Raw genomic sequence first — 21,272 nt, forward strand, 5'->3', positions numbered from 1 at the left:
CCCCGAACCGGAGAACCGCGATGGCAGAGATGAAGATTGGAAACCGGCCCGTCGGCAGCGAGCACCCGCCGGTGGTGATCGCCGAGATCGGCATCAACCACGGCGGCTCGCTGGACCTGGCGATCACCATGGCCGATGCGGCCATCGACGCCGGCGCCGAGATCGTCAAGCACCAGACCCACGTGATCGAGGACGAGATGTCCGAGGAGGCCCGGGCCGTGATCCCGGGCAACGCCGACATCTCGATCTACGAGATCATGGAGCAGTGCGCGCTGGGCGAAGACGACGAGCTGCGCCTGATGCGGCACGTGCAGGACCGGGGTGCCATCTTCATCAGCACCCCGTTCTCGCGCGCGGCGGCCGAGCGGCTGCGCCGCTTCGACGTGCCCGCCATCAAGATCGGCTCGGGCGAGTGCAACAACTACCCGCTGGTGCGCCACGTCGCCCGCATGGGCAAGCCGGTGATCATCAGCACCGGCATGAACACCATCGACTCGGTCCGCCCGTCGGTGGACATCCTGCGCGCCGCCGGGGTGCCCTATGCGCTCCTGCACTGCACCAACGTCTACCCCACCCCGCCCGAACTGGTGCGCCTGGGCGCCATGACGCGGCTGCAGGACGCCTTTCCCGACGCGGTGATCGGCCTGTCGGACCACACGACCTCCAACTACACCTGCCTGGGCGCGGTCGCCCTGGGCGCCTCCATCCTGGAGCGACACTTCACCGACCGCATGGACCGGCCCGGCCCCGACATCGCCTGCTCCATGGACCCCAAGGCGCTGGCCGAGCTGGTCGAGGGTTCGCGCACCATCTTCGCGGCGCGCGGCGGCGAGAAGGGGCCGGTGGAAGCCGAAGCGCCCACCATCGCCTTCGCCTTCGCCTCGGTGGTCGCGATCAAGGACATCCAGCCGGGCGAAGCGCTGGGCGAGGACAACATCTGGGTCAAGCGCCCGGGCGGCGGCGACTTCGGGGTCCTGGACTACGACACGCTGCTGGGCAAGGTTGCCCGCGCCCCGATCAAGCGCGGCTTCCAGATCCGCCGCGACCAGGTCGCCGGCGCCTGAGGACGGCACGGAGAAAGCCGATGCAGGTCGTGGTCACCGGCGCGTCCGGATTCCTGGGACAGGCCCTGCTGCGCTGCCTGGCGCAGGCCGGCGTGCCCTGCCTGGGTGTCTCGCGCCGGACCCAGCCCGGCCTGCTGCAGGTCGCCGACTACGAGCAGGCGCCGGCAGGCGACGTGCTGGTCCACCTGGCCGAGTCCAGCGACCGGGCGGCCGTCAACCAGCGCGGCGCCGCGGCCGAGGCGCAGGCCCTGGCCACGCTGGACGCGCTGCTCGCCAAGGACTACCGCCAGGTCGTCTACGCCTCGTCGGCCGTGCTGTACGGCGACCGCGGCGCGACGCCGCGCAAGGTGGCGGACCCGGTCGAAGTCGTGGACGCGTACACGCGCATCAAGCTGGCCTCCGAGCGGGCCGTGCTGGCGCGCAACGGCAGCGTCGCGCGGCTGGCCAACCTCTACGGGCCCGGCATGTCCACCGGCAACGTGCTCAGCCACCTGCTGGGCCAGCTCGGCACCGGCGCGACCATCACCCTGCACACGCTGGAACCCGTGCGCGACTTCCTGTGGATCGACGATGCCGCGCAGGCCCTCGCGGCGATCGTCGCCCGCGACGCCCGCGGCCTGTTCAACCTCGGCAGCGGCCAAGGCAGTTCCATCCGCCAACTGGCCGCCATCGCGCAGCAAGCAGCCGGCACCCGCCAGGCGGTGGTGGAGCGGCAAGCCGCCGCTGCGCCCTCCAGCCTCGTGCTGGACATCGCCGACACCTGCGCCGCGCTGGGCTGGTCGCCACGCACCAGCCTGGCCGAAGGCATCGCACGGCTAGTGAACAAGAAACCGGATCCCGTCACACCATGAGCAAGCGCACCGTCGCGGTCTTCACCGGCAATCGCGCCGAATACGGACTGCAGTACCCCATCCTGCGGGCGATCGACCGCCATCCCGACCTGGACTACCGCCTGATCGTGTCGGGCGCCCACCTGGACGCGAACTTCGGCCGCACCCTGGAGGAGATCCAGGGCGACGGATTCCGCATCGACGCCGAAGTGCGCATCGAGATGGACGCCGGATCGCTGTTCGCCACCGCGCAGGCCATCGGCTCGGGCGTGATCGAGATCAGCAAGGCGCTGGCCAGGCTCCAGCCGGACCTGATGGTGGTCTACGCCGACCGCTTCGAAGGCCTGGCCGCGGTCATCGCCTCCAGCCAGATGAACATCCCCACGGCGCACATCGAGGGCGGCGACCTGACCGAGGGCGGCGCGCTGGACGACTCGGTGCGCCACGCGATGACCAAGCTGTCGCACCTGCACTTCACCACCAACCAGCAGGCCAGCAACCGCCTGCTGGGCATGGGCGAGGAGGACTGGCGCGTCCATACCGTGGGCTTCCCCGCCATCGACCTGATTTCCGAGGGCCGGTTCGCCACCCGCGAGGAGGTGGTGCAGCGCCTCGGCCTGGACCTGTCGCGCCCGGTCGTGCTGTTCACCCAGCACTCGGTCACGACCGAGTTCGACCAGGCCGTGGCGCAGCTGCAGCCCAGCCTGGAGGCGCTGGAGCAACTGGCCGGCGAGGGCGTGCAGGTGATCCTGACCTACCCCAACAACGACGCGGGCGGCCGCCAGATCATCGAGCGGCTCGATGCCTTCGGCGCGCGCCGCGTTCCCAACACCCAGGTGCACCGCTCGCTCGGGCGCCACCTGTACCACGGCGTGCTGGCGCTGGCGCGCGACCCCGCGCTGCGGGTCGCCTGCGTGGGCAACTCCTCGTCCGGCCTGAAGGAGACGCCCGCCTTCCATTGCCCGACCGTCAACATCGGGTCGCGCCAGGAAGGCCGGCTGCGCGGCGACAACGTGGTCGACGCCGGCTACGACAAGGACGCCATCGCCGCCGCGATCCGCCGCTGCCTGCACGACGAGGGCTTCCGCGGCGCCTGCCGGGTGGCCGAGAACCCGTACTGGCTGGGCGATGCCGGCCCCAAGATCGCCAACGTGCTGGCCAGCGTGCCGCTGGACACGCGACTGATCCGCAAGCGCATGACCCTCAAGGGCGAGGTGCGCGATGGCTGGTTCCGATGAGTGACACGCGGCTTTCGCCCGGCTCGGCCCTGATCGAGGCCGTCCGCGCCATCGAGTCCAGCCGCCGCCGCATCGCGGTGGTGGTGGACGAGGACGGCCGGCTGCTGGGCACGCTGACCGATGGCGACGTCCGCCGCTGCCTGCTCGACGGCGGCAGCCTGGACACGCCGGTGGGCCGTGCGATGAATCCCGATCCCGTCACCGCCGAGGTGGGCAGCCCGCCCGGCTACGTGCTGGACCTGCTGCGTCGCGCCAACGTGCTGGCCCTGCCGCTGGTCGACGGCAATGGCCGCTTCCAGCGGCTGGTGCACCTGACCGACCTGGACAAGGGCAGCGCCGAAGCCGCACGGGGATCGGCCTTCGACTTCGCGGTGATCATGGCCGGCGGCGAGGGCACGCGCCTGCGCCCGCTGACCGAAACCATCCCCAAGCCCATGGTCGACATCGGCGGCATGCCGCTGCTGGAGCGCCAGATCCAGCGGCTGGCCGACAGCGGGGTGCGGCGCGTCTACCTGTCGGTGAACTACCTCGGCTACGTCATCGAGAACCACTTCGGCGACGGGCGCGATTTCGGCATCGAGATCCGCTACCTGCGCGAGAAGGAAAAGCTGGGGACCGCCGGCGCGCTGTCGCTGCTGCCCGAGACGCCGCAGGGGCCCATCATCGTGATGAACGGCGACATCCTCACGCACTCGGATTTCGACAGCCTCCACGCCTTCCACCAGGCGCACGGCGCCTGCGTCACCGTGGCCGCCGTCGACTACCGCGTGAGCATCCCCTACGGCGTGATCCGCTCCGACGGGCCCTTCGTCAGCGGCCTGGAGGAAAAGCCCTCCCAGCGCTTCCTGTGCAACGCCGGCATCTACGCCGTGTCGCCGCAGGCGCTGGGGCTGCTGCAGGGCGAAGGCCACTGCAACATGACCGACGTGGTGGCCACCTGCCTGGACAGGGGCCTGCCCGTGGCGGTGTTCCCGGTGCACGAGTACTGGAGCGACATCGGCACTCCCGACGACCTGGAGAAGGCGCGCGCCTTCTTTTCCGAGGACACGAAACATGACTGAATCGATCGCCGGCAAGAAAGTCTTCGTCACCGGTGCGGACGGCTTCATCGGCAGCCACCTGGTGGAGCTGCTGGTCGCCGCGGGCGCGAGCGTGCGCGCCATGACCTACTACAACTCCTGGAACGAGAAGGGCTGGCTGCGCGACGTGCCCGCGGCCACGCTGTCCGGCGTCGAGCTGTTCGCCGGCGACGTCCGCGACGCCGAGCGGGTGCGCCAGGGCGTGCGCGGCTGCGACTACGTGTTCCACCTCTCCAGCCTGATCGCCATCCCCTACAGCTACGACGCGCCGCGCTCCTACGTCGAGACCAACGTGGTGGGCGCGATCAACGTGCTGCAGGCCTGCCGCGACAGCGATGCGCTGGCCCGGCTGGTGCACGTGTCCACGTCCGAGGTGTACGGCTCGGCCCAGCAGGTGCCCATTCCCGAGAGCCACCCGCTGGTGGGCCAGTCGCCCTACTCGGCCAGCAAGATCGCGGCCGACAAGATGGCCGAGAGCTACCACCTGTCGTTCGGGCTGCCGGTGGTGACTGCGCGCCCGTTCAACACCTTCGGCCCGCGCCAGACCGCACGGGCCGTGATCCCGACCATCGCCAGCCAGCTGGTCGCCGGGCGCAACACGCTGCGGCTGGGGGCCCTGTCGCCCACGCGCGACTTCAACTTCGCCACCGACACCGCCGCCGGCATGATCGCGCTCGGCCTGTGCCCGCAGGCCGAGGGCCAGGTCGTCAACATCGGCTCCGGCGAGGAATGGTCGATCGCGCAGACGGTGGAGATGCTGTGCGACATCGTCGGCCGCCGGGTCGAGATCGTCACCGAGGAAGCGCGCATCCGCCCCGAGAAGAGCGAAGTCAACCGGCTGCTGGCCGACAACCGCCGCATCGCGCAGCTGACCGGCTGGAAGAGCCAGGTGCCGTTCCGCGACGGGCTGGCGCGCACCGTGGAGTGGATCGCGCGCAACCTGCAGCACTTCGACGTGGACCAGTACGCCAAGTAGCCGCATGAAACAGACAGACAGGATCCTGTGCGTGATCGGCGCGCGCGGCGGCAGCCAGGGCGTGCCGGGCAAGAACATCCGCCCGCTGCTGGGCAAGCCCGTCATCGCCTGGGCGATCGGGAAGGCGCTGCAGGTGCCCGGCATAGCCCGGGTGGTGGTGAGCACCGACTCCGAGGCGATCGCCGAGGTGGCACGCGCCGCCGGCGCCGAGGTCCCCTTCCTGCGTCCGGCGGAACTGGCCTCGTCGGACGCCGGCAAGTTCCAGGTCTGGCAGCACGCGCTGGCGGCCTGCGAGCAGGCGGACCGGACGAGCTACGACCTGTACGTGGACATCGACTGCACCAACCCGCTGATCGGCACCGAGCAGATCGCCGGCGCCATCGACCGGTTCCGCGCCCTGCGCGACGAAGGCAAGCGCCCGGACGCCGTGTTCACCGTGTCCGAAGCGCGCCGCAACCCCTACTTCAACCTGGTCGAGCCCGATGCCGAAGGCGTGCTGAAGATGAGCAAGAGCCTGGGCAGCGGCACCGTGCTGGCCCGCCAGCGCGCCCCGGCGGTGTACGAGCACGTGGCGGGCACCTACGTGCTGGCCACGGACTACCTGCGCTCGGCCGGGCACCTGCTCGACGGCCGCGCGTTCGGCTATGCGATCGCGCCGGATCGCGCGTTCGACATCGATTCGGAACTCGACTTCACGATCATCGAGTTCCTCCTGCGGCGGCAACTGGGCCTGCAAGCGGGCGCGGGGGTGCCGGCCCGATGAACGTGCTGTTCTGCACGCAGAGCGAAAGCCTGCAACTGTTCGACGCGCTGGGCACCGCGCTCAAGGCCCGGATGCCGGTCGGCCGGACGGGATTCATCGTCGCCGACAGCATGGCCTACGGCCGCTGGCTGTCCGCGCGCCCCGGCTTCGAACAGGAAGGCCACCTCCTGCTCAAGGAATGGGAGGTGACCCAGCGCCCGCTGGGCCGGCCCGACCTCGCCAGGCTGGCCCGCTACGAGCAGGAACTGGGCGGCCGCGCCGGCCTGTTCGGCGCGCTGGTGGCGGACCGGCGCCTGTTCATGGGCCCGGACTGCGCCTTCACCCAGGACTACCGGCGCCGCTTCAGCGACGACGAGATGCTGTGCATCCTGCAGCGGGGCCTGGAGCAGGTGGAGGCGCTGTTCGACCGCCTGGAGCCGGACCTGGTCGTGAGCTTCATCTGCGTGACGATGCTCGACTACCTGGCCTACCTCGTGGCCAAGGCGCGGGGCGTGCGTTTCCTGAACCTGCGGCCGACCCGCATCGGCGACCGGGTCGCCTTCTCGGACCACCTGAACGACCCCTCCCCCGAGCTGGCCGACTGCTACGCGCGCCTGCGCGCCGGCGAGCCGACGGCCTTCGCGGAGGAGGCCAGCCGCTACATCCAGCGGGTGCGCGAGCAGCACGGCCGCTACGAAGGCGTGGTCCGGCCCTCGGACAAGCCGGCGCTGAAGGCCAACACCGCCAAGTTCGCGCGCCTGGACCGCCTGTGGTCGGCCACCCGCGGCTACCTGTCGTATCGCCGCTCGGTTGCTGCTTCCGACAACCACGTGCCCGACCCCCTCCGGCGGCTGTACTTCACGGCCTGGCGCAACCCGCGCCACGCGGCCCGCACGAGGCGCTTCTTCTCGGACCGCTATGTGCGCGAGGCCGACCTGCCCGGCCTGCGCTACGTGTTCTTCCCCCTGCACACCGAGCCCGAGGTGTCGCTGCTGGTCTACGGGCGCCCCTACGTCAACCAGATCGAGATCATCCGCATGCTGGCCATGAGCCTGCCGGTGGACCGGGTGCTGGTGGTCAAGGAGCACCCGTGGATGGTCGGCAAGCGCTCGCTCGCCGCCTACCGCAAGATGCTGGACATCCCGCGCGTGCGCTTCGCCGATCCCTCGCTGGAGGCACGCACCCTGGTGCAGCAGGCCGACCTGGTGGCGGTGGTCACCGGCTCGGTGGCGCTGGAGGCCGCCATGCTGGGCAAGCCGGTGCTGACGTTCGGGGACTGCCCCTACAATCTGCTGCCCGATTCGATGGTCAGGCGCTGCGCCGACCCCCGGCACCTGCAGGTGCTGGTGCGGGACGCCATAGCCCACCACGCGACCGACGAGGACGCCCTCCAGGCCTACGTGGCCGCGGTCTTCGAGACGAGCGCCAGCGTCAACCTCTACTCCGTCCTGCTCGGCAAGTCCAACGTCCATGCGGAGCGCAGCGCCGCATACGCCGAGGAGATCGGCAAGCTGGCCGATCGCGTGATCGCCCAGCTGGATGCACGGGCGGCCGTGGAACCCACCCTTGCGGACCAGGCGACCTGGTGATGCACATGCAACTGAACAAGACCGACATCCAGAACCGGGTCGACGAGCTCGCCGCCGTCCAGGCCTGGAACCACAACTACTCGCTGCCCGGCGGCGTCGAGACCCGCCCCGGCACGCAGGTGTCGCACGGCAAGAACCTGGTCAAGCTGGAGCGCCTCAAGCCGCTGTTCGAGGCCATCGGGCTGCGCGGCAAGTCCGTGCTGGACGTGGGCTGCAACGAGGGCTTCTTCTCGCTGCACATGGCCGGCGAGGGCGCGCGGGTGCTGGGCATCGACATCGACGAGCACCGGATCTCCAAGGCGCGCTACGTGCAGACGCTGCTGGGCGGAGGCAAGGACGTGCGCTTCGACAGCCTGGACATCTACTCGCGCGAGTTCAAGGCGCTCGACCGCTTCGACCTGTGCCTGTGCCTCGGCTTCATCCACCGCGTGCCCGACCCGTTCTCGGCGATCGCGGCCCTGGGCGACCGGGCGGACATGATCATCTTCGAGTGGAAGGCGCTGAAGTTCGGCCCGCACGACGAGGCCTTCGCCTACTTCTCGCCCAAGCCGGTGGACCAGGCCGACTACTACGGCACCGAATACTGGCTGCTGAGCTACGCCGCGCTGGAGCGCATCCTGCAGCGCATCGGCTTCACGCATTTCCACCGCATCGACGACCCGCGCCAGCGGCGCGCCATCCTGGTGGCCGGCCGCAAGCCGCACCCGCTGTTCGAGCGGCCCGACCAGGTCATCCACCGCGGACGCCTGCGCGCGTTCCTGACCCACGGCAAGCGCTGCCTGCGCACCTTCGCCGGCATCCTGAGCGGGCGCGTGAATGCTTGACAGGCCCCTCGCCCGGCTTCGCTACGCGGGCGGCAACGCCGTCCGCGCGCTGAGCCGTCCCTGGCGGCAGCGGCGCATCGCGCCCGGCGACGCCACCACGCTCTTCGGCTGCTCGTTCGGCGACGGTGGCTGGCACCACTTGCGGCGCACGCTGGCGGAGTTCGATGCCGACCCGTCCATCGCCGCCGGCGACACCTCGCTGGGCCGGTTCCTCTCGCGCTTCTGCCCGACCAGCATCTCCACCCTCGCGGGCGTGACCGACGAGGAGCCGCTGGAACTGTTCGTGTATCCCTGGGGCACGTTCAACGACGGTGCCGCGCGCAGCGGCAAGAGCGCCTGGGATTCGCGCTTCTGCGGGCCCTCGAGCGAGGAATTCATCGAGCAGGAATTCGAGCGCACCCTCCGGCTGTACCGCGAGATGCGGGGCAGCGGCTACCAGCCCACGCGCTTTCCCAACTCCCACATCGGCGGCACCTGGCTGGTGGCCGCGGACGGGCGCCGGCGCTTCGTGGTGATGCAGGGCAACCACCGCATGGCGGTGCTGGCCCACCTGGGCCTGGGGCACGTGGACGTGCGCACCATCCGGCAGGCGCTGGCGCAGGTGCGCGAGACGGACATCGCGAGCTGGCCGCTGGTGGCCAGCGGGCGCTGCAGCCTGGCGCATGCCCGGCGCGTCTTCGAATTCTTCTTCCGCGAGACCGGCTGGCACGTCGCCCGCCTGGTCGAGCCGCAGACGCCATGAACGGCCATCCTGGAACCCGCTCGGTCGACGCGTGCCCCGCCTGCGGCGGCGCGGACTTCCGCCGCCGCGTCGCCATCGAGGAGGACGGCCGCCGGGAGCGCCTGCGCCGCTTCAGCGAGCTGAAGTACGGCGGCCTGCTCGACGAGTGGCTGGAGGAACTGCGGCCCGAGATCGTGGCCTGCGACGACTGCGGCCACCACTGGTACCGCCGCCAACCCTCGGCGGCGCAGCTGTCGCGCATGTACGCGAGCGGGCGCCCCCTGGTCGAGGCCGCCGTGTCGCGCGAACCGACGCCCGACATGCTGGTGGAGATGCAGCGGCTGGCACGCATGTCCGGGCGGCGCGCGCCGCGCCTGCTGGACTTCGGCTCGGGATTCGGGCGCTGGGCCCGCGCCGCCGCGCGCGCCGGCTTCCGGGTGCACGCCTACGAGCCCAGCGCCGCGCGCGGCGCCGAGACCGTGGAGGAGTTCACCCTGGTGCACGAGCTGGCGGCGATCGCCGGCATGCAGTTCGAAGTGGTCAATCTCGAACAGGTGCTCGAGCACGTGCCGGATCCGCTGGAGACCCTGCGCCTGGTCCAGGGCCATTTCGGCCCCGACACCCTGCTGCGGGTTCGCGTGCCCAACATCAACCGCCCGCCCGAAGGGCCGGGCGTGTGGCGCGACTGGCCCTACGACGGCAGGCGCGTGCACATCATGGCGCCGTTCGAGCACCTGCACGGGTTCACGCCTGCCTCCCTGCGGGCGCTGGCCCGGCGCGCGGGGCTGGCCCCCGTACCGCGCTGGCGACTGGCCCGCAACTATCCCGTGGCCTGGCTGCGCCAAGCAGTCGAGCCGGTCCACCCCCGTTGGGGAAGCACGTTCGCCCTGCTGACGAGCGCCGGCACCCCGGATCGAGAACAACATGCTCACTGAAAACTGGAAAGGCAAGTCGGTCCTGATCACCGGCGTCTGCGGCACGGTCGGCAGCGAACTGCTGCGGCAGGTCAGCGCCCTCGGCTGCGCCCGAATCATCGGGATGGACAACAACGAGAGCGAGCTGTTCTTCCTGGGGCAGGCCTATGCCGGCCGCGACGACGTGCGCCTGTTCATCGGCGACCTGCGCGACCGAGAGGAGATGCTGCGCCGCATGCGCGGCATCGACATCGTGCTGCACGCCGCCGCCCTCAAGCACGTGATCCTGTGCGAGGAAGCGCCGCGCGACGCCGTGCAGACCAACATCATCGGCATGATGAACATCATCGACGCCGCGGAAACGAACGGCGTGCAGCGGGTCATCTTCACCTCCTCGGACAAGGCGGTGAACCCGACCAACGTGATGGGCACCACCAAGCTGATGGGCGAGCGGCTGGTCACGGCGGCCAACGCGCACCGGCACAGCGAGGACGGCACCATCTTCGCGTCGACCCGCTTCGGCAACGTGCTCGGCTCGCGCGGTTCCGTGGTCCCGCTGTTCCGCCGCCAGATCGCCGCGGGCGGGCCGGTGACCCTGACCGATCCGGCGATGACCCGGTTCATCATGACGCTCGAAGAGGCCGTGCGGCTGGTCATGTCCTCGGTGTTCCTGGCCCGTGGCGGCGAGGTGTTCGTCACCAAGATGCCGGTGGCCCGCATCTCGGACCTTGCTGCCGTGATGATCGACGAGCTGGCCCCGCTCCACGGCTACAAGCCGGCGGACATCCCGATCCGCCACATCGGCACCAAGGCGGGCGAGAAGCTCTACGAGGAACTGCTGAGCGAGGAGGAGATCCGCCGCACGGTCGAGCTCGAGAACTTCTTCGCCGTGCTGCCGGCGTTCAAGTCGGTCTACCGGTCCATCGACTACGGCTACGAGGGCCTGGTTGCCGACCGCGTGAGCCAGCCCTACAACTCGCGTCTGCAGGCGGCCATGAGCCCCACCGAACTCGCGGCCTACCTGCGGGCCAACGACATTCTGAAAGCGGAGGACTGATGCGCATCCTGATTCTGGGCGGAGACGGCTACCTCGGGTGGCCGACCGCCATGCACTTCGCCGCCCGGGGCCACGAGGTCACGGTGATGGACAACTACCTGCGGCGCCGCATGGCGCTGGAGAAGGATTCCGAGCCGCTGGTGCCGCTGGTCCCGATGCCCGAGCGCGTGCGGCGCTTCGAGGCGGAAACCGGCAAGCGCATCCGCGCCGTGGTGGGCGACTGCTGCGACCACGAGCACCTGCTGCAGGTGGTGCGGGATTCGGCGCCCGAGGTGATCGTCCACTACGCGGAGCAGCCGTCGGGCCCGTACTCCATGTCCGACTACCGCTCGGCGCGCCTGACGCTGGAGAACAACCTCGGGGCCACCTTCAACGTGATCTGGGCGGTGATGGAGGCGGCGCCCGACTGCCACATCGTCAAGCTCGGCACCATGGGCGAGTACGGCACGCCGAACATCGACATCGAGGAAGGCTGGATCGACGTCACCCACAAGGGCCGCACCCAGAAGTTCCTCTACCCGCGCCAGGCCGGCAGCCTGTACCACACCACCAAGGTGCTGGACACGGACCTGCTCTGGTTCTACGTGCGCATGCACGGCCTGCAGGTCACCGACCTGATGCAGGGCCCCGTCTACGGGCTGAGCACGGAGGAGACGGACCTGCACGAGGAGCTGGCCACCTCCTTCAGCTACGACGACATCTTCGGCACCGTGGTCAACCGCTTCGTCGTGCAGGCCGTGGCGGGCGTGCCGCTCACCGTGTACGGCAAGGGCGGGCAGACCCGCGGCTACCTGCACATCCGCGACACCCTGCAGTGCATCGAACTGGCCGCGAACTCGCCGCCCGGCAAGGGCCAGCTGCGCATCCTCAACCAGTTCACCGAGCCGTTCAGCGTCAACCAGCTGGCCGAGCGCGTGAAGACGGTCGGCGACCGGATGGGCCTGAAGGTGCAGGTCCAGCCGGTGGAGAACCCGCGCAAGGAAGCCGAGGACCACTACTACAACCCGGCCCACAGCGGCCTGCTGGAGCTCGGCCTCCAGCCCCACTACCTGACCGACGAGGTGATGGCCTCCATGCTGGAGCAGGTGCTGCGCCACCGCGACGCCATCGACCGGCGCAAGATCCTGCCGCGCGTGCGCTGGAGTTCGTGACGATGGCACCGCAGGCGTTTTCCGATCGCTTCGAGATCGACGGCCGCCCGGTCGGCGCCGGCTGCCCGGCCTACGTGATCGCCGAGGCCGGTGTCGCCCACTTCGGCAGCGAGGAGAAGGCCTACCGGCTGGTCGACCTGGCCGCCGACGCGGGTGCCGACGCCGTCAAGTTCCAGGTGTTCGACGTCGATGCGCTGATCTCCGGCGAGCTGCCCGAGTGGAAGGACCGCCTGTCCAGCCGGCACCTGCCCTACGAGGCCTTCCGGCGCATCCAGGCCTATTGCCGCGACAAGGGCATCACCTTCTTCGCCACCGCGCATGACGAGCCCTCGCTCGACTTCCTGGGCACGCTGCAGGTGCCGGTCTACAAGGTCGGCTCCGGCGAGGTGGGCAACTGGCCCTTCCTGCGGCGGGTCGCCTCGATGGGCAAGCCGATGATCTTCTCCACCGGCATGTACCAGCGCAGCCAGATCGGCGAGGCGCTGGACGCGGTTCGGCAGGCCGGCAACCGGGACGTCGCGGTCCTGCATTGCGTGACCCGCTATCCCACGCCGCCCGAGGAGGTGAGCCTGGGCAACATGCAGTGGATCCGCGAGAACCACCGCGTAGTGACCGGCTACTCGGACCACACCAGGGGCTTCCACTTCCCGCTGGCCGCCGTCGCGCTCGGCGCGCAGGTGATCGAGAAGCACATCACGCTGGACTACGACGTGCCGAACGCGCAGGACTGGAAGGTCTCGTGCGGGCCCTCCGACCTCGGCGTGTTCATCCAGCAGCTGCGCGAGATCGAGGCCGGCCTGGGCCTGCGCGACTCCGGCCCCACCGCCGGCGAACGCGACAGCCTGGTGTGGGCCAGCAAGAGCCTGGTGCCCGTGAGGGACATTCCCGCCGGCACCGTGCTGCAGGCGGCCGACCTGGCCGGCAAGCGGCCCGGCACGGGCATCCCGCCCTCGCGCATCGCCGAGGTCGTGGGCAAGACGACAAGAACCGGCCTGGCCAGGGACCAGGTCATCCGATGGGAGCAGCTGTCTTGAGCAAGCGCAAGATCTGCATCGTGCTGACCACTCGCGGCAACTACGCCAAGATGAAGTCGGTGATCCGCGGGATCCAGGACCACCCGGACCTGGAACTGCAACTCGTGCTGGGCGGCATGGTCGTGCTGGAGAAGTACGGGCGCATCCTCCACGGCCCCGAAGGCCAGCGCCTGCCGGTGGCGCGCACGATCAACTTCGTGATCGAGGGCGAGAGCCTGTCGACCATGTCGAAGTCGGCCGGGCTCGCGATGATCGAGTTCAGCACGGTCTTCGACGACCTCAAGCCCGACGTGGTGGTGGTCATCGCCGACCGCTTCGAGTGCCTGCCCATCGCCATGGCCGCCGCCTACATGAACATCCCGGTGGCGCACGTGGAGGGCGGCGAGGTCTCGGGCTCCATCGACGAGTCGATCCGCCACGCCATCACCAAGCTGGCGCACGTGCACTTCCCGGCCTCGCGCGAGGCCGCCGAGCGCATCCAGCGCATGGGCGAGGACCCGGCCACCGTGTTCGCGGTGGGCGGCACCAGCATGGACGCGATCCGCGAACTGGACCTGGCCGACCTGGAGCCGGTGCGCAGGTACCAGCGCGACTACGGCATGGGACCGCTGGTCGACCTGGTGCCCGGCCAGTACCTGGTGCTGATCCAGCACCCGGTCACCACGGAGTACGACGAGAACCTGGCGCACGTGCGCGAGACCATCGCCGCGCTGGAGCGCCTGCGCATGCCCACCGTCTGGATCCTGCCCAACATGGACGCGGGCTCCGACGGCATCAACAAGGGCATCCGGCAGTTCCGCGAGAACCAGCGCCCGGACTACATCCACTTCTTCAAGAGCCTGCCGATCGAGTGCTACGCACCGCTGATGAAGAACGCGGCCTGCATGCTCGGCAACTCCTCCAGCGGCATCCGCGAATCCGCCTTCCTGGGCACGCCCAGCGTGAACATCGGCTCGCGCCAGCACGGCCGCGAGCGCGGGCACAACGTGGTGGACGTGGACTACGCGGCCGCCGAGATCGAGGCCGCCGTGCGGCGGCAGGTCGCCCACGGCCGGTATGAGCCCGACCATCTCTATGGCGACGGGTACGCGGCGGAGAAGATCGTCAGGACGCTGGCCGAACTGCGGTTCACGGTCCAGAAGACGATCACCTACTGATCGGGGGCACCGGTGGTCATCCAGGGCATCCCCCTTCTCCTGGCCTCCAAGTGGGTCGGCCTGTGCCGGCGCTGGCAGGTGCGCGAGGCGAAGCGGTTCACCTCGCGCGAGACGCCGCAATTGCTGGCCGCCTACCGGCAGTTCGCCCAGGCGAACCAGTCGGGGGCACCCCGGCAGCCGTTCAAGGGAAGGGACCTCTGGCGGATCCTGGACTCGGTGCGACCCGCATCCATCGTGGAGCTGGGGTCCGGCACCACTTCGGCCGTCTTCGCCCTGTGGGCGCGGGAGCACGCAGCGCGCTACACGGCCTACGAGCACCACCAGGCCTGGTCCGAGGTGACCTCCCGCTGCCTGGACGAGGCGGGCCTGGCGCCTGCGGCCGGCTCCGCGGGCATCGTCTGCATCCCGACCCGGGTGGCCGCGGACCAATCCAGCATCGGGTTCGCGCAGGCCCTGCCTGAAGACGCCGATTTCCTCTACGTCGACGGACCGCCGTGCGTCCTCGACAGCGGCCGCAAGGTGCCCAACGACGATGCGACGCGCCTGCTCGATGGCGGCCACCGGCCCCGTGCGATCGTGATCGACGGCCGTACCGAAACCGTCGACCTGCTGCTCAAGCACCCGGCCATCTCGAAGTACGACTTCCGGCCGGGCCTGGCCTATTGCCTGCGCAAGGGGCTGTTCCTGCAGGCCCTTGCGGGCCGCGAACACACTCTCTTCCTCCTCAAGTGACCCGACCCGTCGCCCTCTACTACCGGATCCTGAAATACCAGCCGGAGAACCTCGCCACGCTGGCGCGGGAGTTCGACCTGGCCGAGCTGGATTCGCCGGCCCAGGACACCCCGGACCTCCTGTCCCGCGTCGAGGTGCTGTTCGCGCCGCTCGGCTACCAGGTGGATGCCGCCAAGATCGACGCCTGCCCGCGGCTGAAGGCGATCGTCTCCAACACCACGGGCCACCCGCACATCGACGTCGAGCACGCCCGCCGCAAGGGCGTCTTCATCGCCTGCCTGAAGTTCGCCCCGGAGTTCCTCAAGCGCATCACGCCGACGGCCGAACACACCTGGGGCCTGCTGCTCGCGCTGACGCGCAACCTGGTGCCGGCGCACCGCGCCGCGCTGGCCGGCACCTGGGACCGGCGGCCGTTCGGCGGCCGGGCGATGCTCTCGTCGATGAGCCTGGGCATCGCCGGCCACGGTCGCCTGGGCGGGATGGTGGCCCGCTACGGCGCCGCCTTCGGCATGAAGGTCCGCTACTACGACCCCTACGTGGAAGCGTCGGCCGAAGGCGCCGAACGCGTGGCCACGCTGGAGGAGCTGGTCGAGTGCAGCGACGTGGTGAGCATCCACGTGCCGCACGAGAAGGAGACCGAGGGGATGTTCAGCGCCGAGGTGTTCGCGCGCTTCCGCCCCGGCTCCTGGCTGGTCAACACCGCGCGCGGCGAGCTGGTCGACTGGAACGCGCTGCTCGCGGCGCTGGAGAGCGGCCGCCTCGCCGGCGCCGCGCTCGACGTGTTCGAGGACGAGTTCGCGCCGGGCTTCGCCGGGCGCTTTCCCGCCCACCCCCTGCTGGCGTACGCGCGCCGGCACGACAACCTGCTGCTCACGCCGCACATCGGCGGCTCGACCGTGGACGCCTGGCGGCTGACGGAAGCGCATGCCATCGAAATGGCGCTGGCCCACCTGCGCTCGCTGCACCGATGACCACCCCGCAACCCGCAAGCCAGGCCGGCGGCAACTCCCTGGTCGGCGCCGTGATCGGGCCCTTCCGCCGGCGCGGCCTGGGCGTGCTGGCGCTGGTGCTGGTGGACACCGCGCTGGCCAGCCTGGGCATCGGCATGGTGTTCCCGGTGTTCCAGGTGCTGCTGGACCCGGCCAACGGCAGCCCGGTGCTGAACGAGGCCTTCCCGGTGCTGCAGCGCATGGCGCCGGACACCCGGCTCGTGCTGCTGGCGGCCGCCACCATCGCCGTCTTCGGACTGAAGGCGGCGATCGCGCTGCTGACCACCTGGTCGACCAACGCCTTCCTGCAGGACCTGCGTTTCCACTGGGTGGCCCGCATCGGCGAGAACTACCTGTACGGCCCGCACCGGCGGCTGGCCGGGCGCAAGCCGGGCGAACTGCTCAACGACTGGTTCAACGAGACCGTGGCGGCGACGCGGTTCTTCCAGTCCTCGATCGCCTGGCTCTCCTCCGGCATGCTGGTACTGGCGCTGGTCGTCGTCGGGCTGGTGGTCGACTGGCGGGTGACGGCCGGCACCGTGATCGGCGGCGGCCTCATCTGGGCGCTGGCGCGCAGGCGCCTGTTCGGCAGTTCGGCCCGCCTGTCCAAGACCAAGGTCGCGCTCAACCAGGCGGTCACGGCCGGCATGATCGAGGACCTCACCCACGCGCGCGACATCAAGCTGCTGCAGGCCGAAGCCGCGCGGCTGCGCAGCCTGGACGAGACCGGCCGGGCGCTCGCCAGGGCGGTGCTCAAGAGCGCCGTGTTCGCGGACATCCCGCGGGTGGCCGGCGAGTTCATCGCCGTGCTGGCGCTGATGGCCTTCGTCGTGATCAGCGTGCAGGTGCTGGACCGGCCGCCGGCCGACATGCTGCCGCTGCTGGCGTTCTTCTTCGTCGCCTTCTACCGGCTGGTCAGCGCCGGCAGCACCGCGATGGCGGCGCGCGTCAAGGCCCTGAACGAGATGCACTCGGTGGAAGTGGTCAGCCGGCTGCTCGCGGCTTCCGGCGAGCGCGAGGACCACGGCGGCGGCCTGCCGCTGGACCGGCTGGACGGCGACATCGTGCTGCGCGACGTGCGCTACGGCTACGACAAGGAGCACGCCGTGCTGGGCGGCGTCAGCGCCACCATCCCCCGCGGCAGGACCACCCTGCTGGTCGGCCCTTCCGGCTCCGGCAAGTCCACCCTGCTGGACCTGCTGATGCGGCTGGAGAACCCCGACGGCGGCTCGATCGAGGTCGGGGGCCGCAAGTCGACCGACTACCGCCTCGCCGACTGGCGACGCCAGTTCGGCTATGTGAGCCAGGAAGCGGCGCTGTTCAACGGCGACATCCTGTCCAACCTGCGGCTGGCCGACCCGGACGCGAGCGACGCGCAGCTGGAGGCCGCCTGCCGGCTGGCCGGCGCCGACGAATTCATCCGCGCGCTGCCCAACGGCTACCGCACCCTGGTGGGCGACCGGGGCTATTCCCTGTCGGGCGGCCAGCGCAAGCGCATCGCGATCGCACGGGCGCTGGTGCGCCGGCCAGCCGTGCTGATCCTGGACGAGGCGACGACCTCCTTCGAGCAGTCGCTGGAGCAGGCCATGCTCGCCACCCTGCGCGCGGCCATGCCGGACATGACCGTGCTGCAGGTGACGCACCGCCTCGCGGCGCAGGAGGGCGTGGACTGGGCGATCGCCCTGCGGCAGGGCCGCGTGGTCGCCGAAGGCCGCTGGGCCGACCTGCAGCCGCACCTGAGCCCCATGGTCGAGAACGCCACCGCCTAGAAGGAAGCATCCATGGCCACCCAGCCCCCCATCGACGACGACATCGCCATCGGCCTGATCCCGGCCCGCGGCGGCTCCAAGAGCATCCCGCTCAAGAACCTGGCGCCGGTTGCCGGCACCCCCCTGATCCGCTTCGTGATGGACGCTGGCCGCAAGGCCTCGTCCCTCGCCGCCGTGTACTGCTCCACCGACCACCCGGAGATCGCCCGCGCCTGCGGCGAAGGCGGCGTCGAAGTGATCGAGCGGCCGCCGGAACTGGGCCAGGACGACACGCCCGTCACGGCCGTGCTGCTGCAGGTGCTGGACGCGCTGGCGCGGCGCGACGGCCGCATGCCCGGCATGGTGGCCCTGCTGCAGCCGACCTCGCCCTTCCTGCTGCCGGCGCATGTCGACGCCTGCGTGTCCGCGCTGCGCGCCCACCCCGAGGCCGATTCCGCACAGACGATCACCCCGGTCGTGCACAACTCGCATGCCTTCAACCAGCGGGTGGTGGAGGACGGCAAGGTGCGCTTCCGCTTCCTGGAGGAGCGCCGGGCCGCCTACAACAAGCAGCGCAAGCCCAAGCACTTCACCTTCGGCAACGTGGTCGTGACCCGCTCGCGGTCGCTGCTGGACGGACAGGACTGCTTCGGCAACGTGTCGGTGCCGGTGGAGATCCCGCGTGCGTACGCGCTGGACGTCGACACGCTGGAGGACCTGGACTACGCGACCTTCCTGGTGGCCGGCCACCGCATCGACCTGAACGCGTGAACAAGAAGATCCTCGCCCTCTCCCGCGACCGCGGCAGCATGCAGGCCATCGCACCGGTGGTCGCTGCGCTGGCGCAGGCCGACGGGGTGGACGTGATCACCGTCGCCACCCGGGAGTCCCTGCCGGTCCTCGGGCAGCTGGGCCTGCTGGCATCGCCGCTGGACGAGGCAGGGTTCGGCGAGGATCCGCAGCAGTGCATGCAGGCCCTGTTCGACGCCTGCCGCCCCGACCTGGTGCTGTCGGGCTCGGGGCCCGCCCGGGGCCGGCCGCCGGAGTCGCCCGAGCAGTTCGCCATCCTGGAGTCGCGGCGGCGCGGTTTGCCGTCGGTAGCGGTGCAGGACTTCTGGGGCATGTACGTCGAGCGCTTCTCGCGCGACGGCGCGTCGCTGGCCGAGGACCTGCTCCCGGATCGCCTGTGCGTGCTCGACCGCCGCGCCCTGTCGGAACTGCAGGCCTTCGGCGTGCCGGCCGACCGCATGGCGGTCACGCACAACCCCTGGCTGGACGCCCTGGTGGCGCAGGCCGAGGTACCCGTACCCGATGCCGCCCGGGCGCACCCGGGCGCGATCCGCGTGGTGCTGGCCTCGCAGCCCCTGTCCGCGATGCGCGAGGTTCGCAACTGGCCCTACGACCAGTTCACCCTGTTCGAGCAACTGCTCGCCGCCATGCCGGCCCCGGCCGCCGGCGGCGGGCCCTCGGCCATCGACGTGGTGCCACACCCTTCGGAAGACCTTGCCCGCTGGCACGACCGGCTTGCGGCACCGCGCCGGCCGGACGTCGCCGTCGAACTGCACGGGGGCAGCACGCGCGAGCTGCTGCGCACGGCGGATTTCCTGGTCACCAGCCATTCGACCCTGGCCTACGAGGCCCTGTATCTCGGGACGCCCTGCATCTCGCTGCGGCCGGCCGACCGCCCGGTGATGCGCCTGTGGATCGACGACGCCGGCCTGTCGACCGAGTTCCGTGACGCGCAAGCCTTGCGCGACTACCTCCTGCGCGCCGACCCCGCTGCCGAACGCCGGCGAGTGCTGGCGCTCAAGCGCGAGCTGGGCGCGGCCGGCCTGTTCTTCTCCGACGGCGGCGCCACCGCCCGCGTGCAGCGGGAAGTCGAGCGGCTCCTCTCCGGCGGCACAACGACATGACGACCATGAACCGGATTGCCCTGCTGACGTCCAACCACCGCCGCCATCGCTGGGTGGCTGCGCAGCTGGCCGCGGTCGCCGAGCTGGCCGTGGTGCTCACCGAATCGAAGCCGGCCCAGAACCAGGGCTCCTCGGCCGCCGAGGGGGCCGAGATCCGCGACTACTTCGAGGCCCGCGACCGCAGCGAGGCCCGCTGGTTCCGCGACGCCCCGGAGCATTTCGCCGACGTGGCGGCGCACGTGGCCGAGCTGCCCTGGCAGGGGTCCAACTCGCCCGAGGCCTTCCAGCAGCTGCGCGACAGCGGGGTGGACCGCGTCTTCCTGTTCGGGTCCTCCATCATCCGGGACCCGCTGCTCTCGCATTTCGAGGGTCGCATCGTGAACATGCACCTGGGCCTGTCCCCCTACTACCGCGGCAGCGCGACCAACTACTGGCCGCTCGTCCACGGCCTGCCGGAATGCGTGGGGGTCACCATCCACCACGCGACGGCCGTGGTCGATGGCGGCGGCATCCTGGCGCAGGCCCGACCGGCCATCGAAGCCGGCGACAGCGTGCACGACATCGGATGCAAGACCCTCATGGCCGGCACCGCCCTTCTGCAACACTATGGCGCCGCCGGCCTGCCGCTGCCCCCCGGCGTACGGCAGAGCGGCCAGGGCAGGCTGTGCCGGCGCGCCGACTTCGGCGTCGACTCGCTGCACGAGCTCGAGTCCCGCATGCGGTCCGGCATGCTGCACGACTACCTGCTGCACAAGGCGGCTCGCGATGCCGCCTACCCCATCGTCCCGCTACCGACGTCCCCTTCCAAGCACTGAACGGAGTTCCGCATGGCCACCATCTCGGTCCTGATCAACGCCCGCACCCGATCCACCCGCCTGCCGCGCAAGCTGGTGCTGCCCTTCGCCGGCACCACGCTGATCGACGTGGCGCTGGAGAAGCTCGATCGCATGGATTTCTTCGCCCATCGCTACTTCGCGGTGGCCGAGCCCGAGTTGCGCGAGAAGGCCGTCGGCCTGCGCAACGTGGAGATCCTGGATCGCGACCCCGACGCCGTGCTCCCCGGCTACAACGACCACCGCAAGGTGTTCGCGCACTACGAGCGGGTGGACTCGGACTACATCATGTGGCTGAACCCCTGCCACCCCCTGCTGAGCCTGGACACCCTGCGCCGGGCGGTCGACCACGTGCTGGCCACGGGGCACAACAGCTACACCTCGGTGATCCCCACCACCGACTGGATCTTCGACGAGGAGGGCAACGCCGTGACCAACACCCGGGCCACGATGCTGTCGACCGCGCACTCGCAGAAGTTCTTCAAGGTGGCGCACGCCTTCCACGTCATCCGCAAGGCGTTCTTCCTCCAGGAGTACCAGTACTGGACGCTGACGAAGAACGATCCCGCGCTGATCGAGATCCCGGAAGAGGAAAGCTACGACGTCAACACCCCGATGGAGTTCGAGATCGCCGAGGCCGCCTACAAGCGGGCCCTGCAGGCCTCCCGTTGACCCGCGCCC

The 21,272-nt window shown here is 70.3% G+C and carries 21 protein-coding genes; all 21 read left to right on the plus strand.

The window, feature by feature from the left end:
• Positions 1 to 20 precede the first annotated feature (20 nt).
• From VEC03_RS02935 to VEC03_RS03035, 21 genes are read left to right on the plus strand one after another with little or no spacing between them, the layout of a single operon-like run.
• A complete protein-coding gene (locus VEC03_RS02935; protein WP_324912628.1) occupies positions 21 to 1,064 on the plus strand; it encodes an N-acetylneuraminate synthase family protein in 1,044 nt (347 codons plus the stop codon).
• Positions 1,065 to 1,084: 20 nt separating this feature from the next.
• Entirely contained in the window at positions 1,085 to 1,915 is an 831-nt protein-coding gene (locus VEC03_RS02940) for an NAD(P)-dependent oxidoreductase (protein ID WP_324912629.1), read from the plus strand.
• Positions 1,912 to 3,132 carry a UDP-N-acetylglucosamine 2-epimerase gene (neuC, locus tag VEC03_RS02945; RefSeq protein ID WP_324912630.1) on the plus strand — a complete coding sequence of 407 codons (1,221 nt, stop codon included), beginning with the start codon at positions 1,912 to 1,914 and terminating at the stop codon, positions 3,130 to 3,132. Before VEC03_RS02940 ends, neuC (VEC03_RS02945) begins: the two co-directional genes overlap by 4 nt.
• The gene (locus VEC03_RS02950; protein ID WP_324912631.1) at positions 3,129 to 4,193 is read left to right on the plus strand and encodes a nucleotidyltransferase family protein; all 1,065 of its coding nucleotides are present in this window, start codon (positions 3,129 to 3,131) and stop codon (positions 4,191 to 4,193) included. Before neuC (VEC03_RS02945) ends, VEC03_RS02950 begins: the two co-directional genes overlap by 4 nt.
• Positions 4,186 to 5,187, plus strand: coding sequence for a GDP-mannose 4,6-dehydratase (locus VEC03_RS02955; RefSeq protein WP_324912632.1), 1,002 nt, complete (start codon positions 4,186 to 4,188; stop codon positions 5,185 to 5,187). The genes VEC03_RS02950 and VEC03_RS02955 overlap by 8 nt, the downstream gene beginning before the upstream one ends.
• A gap of 4 nt (positions 5,188 to 5,191) precedes the next feature.
• The gene (locus VEC03_RS02960) at positions 5,192 to 5,950 is read left to right on the plus strand and encodes an acylneuraminate cytidylyltransferase family protein (protein ID WP_324912633.1); all 759 of its coding nucleotides are present in this window, start codon (positions 5,192 to 5,194) and stop codon (positions 5,948 to 5,950) included.
• Positions 5,947 to 7,518, plus strand: coding sequence for a hypothetical protein (locus tag VEC03_RS02965; protein WP_324912634.1), 1,572 nt, complete (start codon positions 5,947 to 5,949; stop codon positions 7,516 to 7,518). The genes VEC03_RS02960 and VEC03_RS02965 overlap by 4 nt, the downstream gene beginning before the upstream one ends.
• A complete protein-coding gene (locus tag VEC03_RS02970; RefSeq protein WP_324912635.1) occupies positions 7,518 to 8,342 on the plus strand; it encodes a class I SAM-dependent methyltransferase in 825 nt (274 codons plus the stop codon). Before VEC03_RS02965 ends, VEC03_RS02970 begins: the two co-directional genes overlap by 1 nt.
• Positions 8,335 to 9,084, plus strand: coding sequence for a hypothetical protein (locus VEC03_RS02975; protein ID WP_324912636.1), 750 nt, complete (start codon positions 8,335 to 8,337; stop codon positions 9,082 to 9,084). Before VEC03_RS02970 ends, VEC03_RS02975 begins: the two co-directional genes overlap by 8 nt.
• Positions 9,081 to 9,998, plus strand: a complete 918-nt coding sequence (locus tag VEC03_RS02980; protein WP_324912637.1) for a class I SAM-dependent methyltransferase — start codon at positions 9,081 to 9,083, stop codon at positions 9,996 to 9,998. Before VEC03_RS02975 ends, VEC03_RS02980 begins: the two co-directional genes overlap by 4 nt.
• Positions 9,988 to 11,034 (plus strand): polysaccharide biosynthesis protein, encoded by a 1,047-nt coding sequence (locus VEC03_RS02985; protein WP_324912638.1) that lies wholly within the window; start codon positions 9,988 to 9,990, stop codon positions 11,032 to 11,034. Before VEC03_RS02980 ends, VEC03_RS02985 begins: the two co-directional genes overlap by 11 nt.
• A complete protein-coding gene (locus tag VEC03_RS02990) occupies positions 11,034 to 12,185 on the plus strand; it encodes an NAD-dependent epimerase/dehydratase family protein (protein ID WP_324912639.1) in 1,152 nt (383 codons plus the stop codon). The genes VEC03_RS02985 and VEC03_RS02990 overlap by 1 nt, the downstream gene beginning before the upstream one ends.
• A gap of 2 nt (positions 12,186 to 12,187) precedes the next feature.
• Positions 12,188 to 13,219 carry an N-acetylneuraminate synthase family protein gene (locus tag VEC03_RS02995; protein ID WP_324912640.1) on the plus strand — a complete coding sequence of 344 codons (1,032 nt, stop codon included), beginning with the start codon at positions 12,188 to 12,190 and terminating at the stop codon, positions 13,217 to 13,219.
• Positions 13,216 to 14,376 carry a UDP-N-acetylglucosamine 2-epimerase gene (gene neuC, locus VEC03_RS03000; protein ID WP_324912641.1) on the plus strand — a complete coding sequence of 387 codons (1,161 nt, stop codon included), beginning with the start codon at positions 13,216 to 13,218 and terminating at the stop codon, positions 14,374 to 14,376. The genes VEC03_RS02995 and neuC (VEC03_RS03000) overlap by 4 nt, the downstream gene beginning before the upstream one ends.
• 12 nt (positions 14,377 to 14,388) lie before the next feature.
• Positions 14,389 to 15,108: a hypothetical protein gene (locus VEC03_RS03005; protein ID WP_324912642.1), complete on the plus strand. Its 720-nt coding sequence runs from the start codon at positions 14,389 to 14,391 to the stop codon at positions 15,106 to 15,108.
• On the plus strand, positions 15,105 to 16,079 hold the full coding sequence (locus tag VEC03_RS03010; protein WP_324912643.1) for an NAD(P)-dependent oxidoreductase: 975 nt from the start codon (positions 15,105 to 15,107) through the stop codon (positions 16,077 to 16,079). The genes VEC03_RS03005 and VEC03_RS03010 overlap by 4 nt, the downstream gene beginning before the upstream one ends.
• Positions 16,076 to 17,866, plus strand: coding sequence for an ABC transporter ATP-binding protein (locus VEC03_RS03015; protein WP_324912644.1), 1,791 nt, complete (start codon positions 16,076 to 16,078; stop codon positions 17,864 to 17,866). Before VEC03_RS03010 ends, VEC03_RS03015 begins: the two co-directional genes overlap by 4 nt.
• Positions 17,867 to 17,878: 12 nt before the next feature.
• Positions 17,879 to 18,616 carry an acylneuraminate cytidylyltransferase family protein gene (locus tag VEC03_RS03020; RefSeq protein ID WP_324912645.1) on the plus strand — a complete coding sequence of 246 codons (738 nt, stop codon included), beginning with the start codon at positions 17,879 to 17,881 and terminating at the stop codon, positions 18,614 to 18,616.
• Positions 18,613 to 19,758 carry a hypothetical protein gene (locus tag VEC03_RS03025; RefSeq protein WP_324912646.1) on the plus strand — a complete coding sequence of 382 codons (1,146 nt, stop codon included), beginning with the start codon at positions 18,613 to 18,615 and terminating at the stop codon, positions 19,756 to 19,758. Before VEC03_RS03020 ends, VEC03_RS03025 begins: the two co-directional genes overlap by 4 nt.
• A 5-nt stretch (positions 19,759 to 19,763) precedes the next feature.
• Positions 19,764 to 20,573: a formyltransferase family protein gene (locus tag VEC03_RS03030; RefSeq protein ID WP_324912647.1), complete on the plus strand. Its 810-nt coding sequence runs from the start codon at positions 19,764 to 19,766 to the stop codon at positions 20,571 to 20,573.
• Positions 20,574 to 20,585: 12 nt separating this feature from the next.
• Entirely contained in the window at positions 20,586 to 21,263 is a 678-nt protein-coding gene (locus VEC03_RS03035; RefSeq protein WP_324912648.1) for a cytidylyltransferase domain-containing protein, read from the plus strand.
• Positions 21,264 to 21,272: the final 9 nt, after the last annotated feature.

The sequence above is a fragment of the Ramlibacter sp. genome (assembly GCF_035627355.1).
In the GTDB taxonomy this organism is placed as follows: Bacteria; Pseudomonadota; Gammaproteobacteria; order Burkholderiales; family Burkholderiaceae_C; genus Ramlibacter.